Annotated in this window: 2 protein-coding genes; both read right to left on the reverse strand. The window is 65.0% G+C overall.

From position 1 onward, the window contains the following. Positions 1-312 (reverse strand): HU family DNA-binding protein (locus MKL01_RS20745; protein ID WP_243907084.1); only part of this gene is annotated, 312 nt, incomplete at its 3' end. A 39-nt stretch (positions 313-351) separates the two neighbouring features. Then, positions 352-606: hypothetical protein (locus MKL01_RS20750; RefSeq protein ID WP_243907085.1), on the reverse strand; the 255-nt coding region annotated here is incomplete at its 5' end.

The following is a 606-nucleotide window of genomic DNA, read 5'->3' on the forward strand; positions in this document are numbered from 1 at the left end:
GATCCGCTCCGCTACCTCCTCAGGATCGACCTTCTCAAGGTTGAGCCGCGCCTGCATTCCCTTGCCCGGTTTGAAGTAGACGTGCACCCTGGCCGGGACCGTCACCTGCTTGCCGGTGCGCGGGTTACGGGCGGCCCGGGGGTTGCGGTCGCGGACACTGAACGTGCCGAAGTCGCGCAACTCTACCCGGTCGCCGTCCGCCAGGGCCAAGGCGATGCGGTCAAGGATGGCATCGACCACCGCCTCGACGCCCTTCGCATAGAGGTGCAGGTTCTGCTTCGCGATGCGGGCCACAAGTTCGGATCGGATCATGCCAAATGGATGTCGTCTCGTTCGCCAGACCGCAATGGCTTAAGGCGGGGTCGGATGGGCGGCCATGATGGCGATAGCCAATCCGTTCCGGAACGTCTTTTCTTGCGGTCCGGCACGCTCCACCCGATCCAAGGCGGAGGCCTTTACGATGGGAGCGATGTCCAGGCTGTGGCCGCTGGGAAAGCGGTAGGGACCAGCAGCCGGGTCCCGCATGTACGCGTCGATCGCCGCAACGATCTCCTGGCTGCTGATGATGCCGGCTCTGCGCAGGTCCGCGAGGGTCGAAGGTCTGGC

It is taken from the genome of Methylobacterium sp. J-070, from assembly GCF_022829385.1.
GTDB lineage: Bacteria > Pseudomonadota > Alphaproteobacteria > Rhizobiales > Beijerinckiaceae > Methylobacterium.